The 2,053-nt window shown below is 43.7% G+C and carries 3 protein-coding genes; 1 reads left to right on the top strand and 2 read right to left on the bottom strand.

The genetic code is table 11. The features are described from left to right. Positions 1–251: 251 nt before the first annotated feature. Positions 252–614: a DUF1360 domain-containing protein gene (locus BBA02S_RS19840; protein WP_041099275.1), complete on the bottom strand. Its 363-nt coding sequence runs from the start codon at positions 612–614 to the stop codon at positions 252–254. A 193-nt stretch (positions 615–807) separates the two neighbouring features. On the opposite strand from BBA02S_RS19840, the gene BBA02S_RS19845 reads away from it, so the two are divergent. Continuing rightward, positions 808–1,299 (top strand): CotY/CotZ family spore coat protein, encoded by a 492-nt coding sequence (locus BBA02S_RS19845; protein WP_041099273.1) that lies wholly within the window; start codon positions 808–810, stop codon positions 1,297–1,299. Between the two features lie 110 nt (positions 1,300–1,409). Here BBA02S_RS19845 and BBA02S_RS19850 read toward each other — a convergent pair whose 3' ends face one another. Then, a complete protein-coding gene (locus BBA02S_RS19850; protein ID WP_041114079.1) occupies positions 1,410–1,955 on the bottom strand; it encodes a CotO family spore coat protein in 546 nt (181 codons plus the stop codon). Positions 1,956–2,053: the final 98 nt, after the last annotated feature.

Genomic DNA, 2,053 nt, shown 5'->3' on the forward strand with positions numbered 1-2,053 from the left:
TGGAAAGCAACAGAACCCTTTCACAAGCAAACTAAAAAAGACTGTAAACAAACTTCCATTTTCATTGGGTTTGTCTACAGTCTGAAATTGTCCTCATTGGGTCGATTTTTTCTTTTTCTTTTTCTTCGTGCAGCCGCAGGATTTCTTCTTGGGCTTTTCGTGCCCATTATTCTGATGGAGGGATCCACTCATTTATTTATCACTCCTTTGTATCCCTATCACATTATTATATGATTTCCTGCTTAAATGAGTTAGTCCGTTTCCCCAATCAACCGCTGGACAAGTGACTCAATTAGTGCCCCGCCGCCAGCGACCGCAAGAATAAGCAGGAAGAAACCGCCAATGCGCGGCAAGAACAAATCCGTTAAGCAGCAAAAGGCGGAAACCCATACTCCCGTGCACCAATAGCAGCTCAGCATGCGGCCGATCCATCCCTTCAAGCCCTGCCGTTTCGGTACTATATATACTTCTGTCTTTCCTGCTTCTGTTTTCTCCTTCACCTCTGTAAAAAAAGGAGCGCGAACACTTTCCATAATGTCATCAAATACGAGCAGTCTCGTCAGCCGGAATGAGGCCAGGAAAAGAACAACTAAGTCAATTATTGTAATAGCCATCGTCCATCCTCTCTCTTGAATAACCAATTTAAGAGCAACTCAGCAATTCTATATATTTATTCAACGCTTTCTTTTGTAATAAAGTTTTTCAGAGATAAATTTTCCTGATAAAAGCGGCAATTGTCCGTACCCATTTAATGAAAACCCCATATGTTAGTAATGTAAGAAATAACTCAAAGAAAGGAGCTTACCAATGAGCTGTAAAGGCAACGATAGACATTCTAGTTGCGTTTGTGAAGTACTGCGGGCGATTAAAGATCTTCAGGATGCAGCCGACCGCGATGATTGCCGCGGCTGTAAAGACTGCTTGGCAGAGCCGCTTGGAGATTTAGCAGGAGTGCGTGATACCGCTGATACGCGTGTATTCACTTTGACATTGAAAGATGGTTCCCCGTTCTTTGCTTTCTTTAAACCAGAACATTCCCACCACGACCACTGTGACGCTTGCGTCTCTATTTTCTTCCGCGTAGAAGAGGTGTTTGACAATTGTTGTGCCCGCCTTCGCGCCTTAAGACCGATAAAAGACGGCAGAGTTGTCAACCTTGCTGACGGATATGGCATTGATCTTTGCAAAGTATGTGAGGTCGAAACTTTTGAGAAGACATTCAGCTGTATCACTGTTGACTTAAATTGCTTCTGTGCTGTTCAATGTATTAAAGATATCGATTTAGATATTTGCGATTAATAAAGAGAAAAGCAGCGGTTTCTTGCCGTTGCTTTTTTTTATTTATCGGCCGGTCTCAAAAGCCGCTGCGCTTTCTTGATGAACCCCCTGCCGCCTGAATAGTACCCGCTTTAGAGCGGACCGAGCAGGTGAATATGCTGGAGTTCCTTCCGGTCAATTGTGACATTCTCCCCCTTTAATGACTTAACTTCAATATTGTTGGGCGTGACTTCACTTAGCATTCCTTTATGTGAAATTTTCCCGCAATCAAAAATACAAGGAATAGAAGTAAATTGTGTCATTAAGTGCTGGAGTTTCTCATCCATCTCCATATCATTGAAACGCTTGACTGGGCGCATGCCGCTCCATACAGGCTGCTCCTCCGCTTCACTTTTTTCTTGCACAGGCGGTTCACTGGCTATTGGGATTGGAACTTGCTTTCGCTCTTTTCTCTTTTTAGGCGGCGTTTCGGCCATCATTGGCTTTTCCTTTTTGACCGCCTGATGAATGGCCTTTTCCTCTATCTTCTCTTCTTGTTTTTCCTCGGCTTGCACCTCTCTCTTCTGCTCAGAGCGATCCTTTGCATGGTAAGTGCTTTGCATGACCGGCTCTGGAAAAACAAATTTAGGCTGATGAATATACATAAGCGGCTCGCGCTTTTCTTTATTTTTTTCCATGCTTACACCTCCTGACAGGCTTTCTCTTCATTTATATGCCTGTTCTTTCCCTTTCATGAAAAAAAGAAAAGAGATTCGGAAGGCGCGCAGACTCCGGC

It is taken from the genome of Bacillus badius NBRC 15713 (genome assembly GCF_001591605.1).
Taxonomy (GTDB): domain Bacteria; phylum Bacillota; class Bacilli; order Bacillales; family Domibacillaceae; genus Pseudobacillus; species Pseudobacillus badius.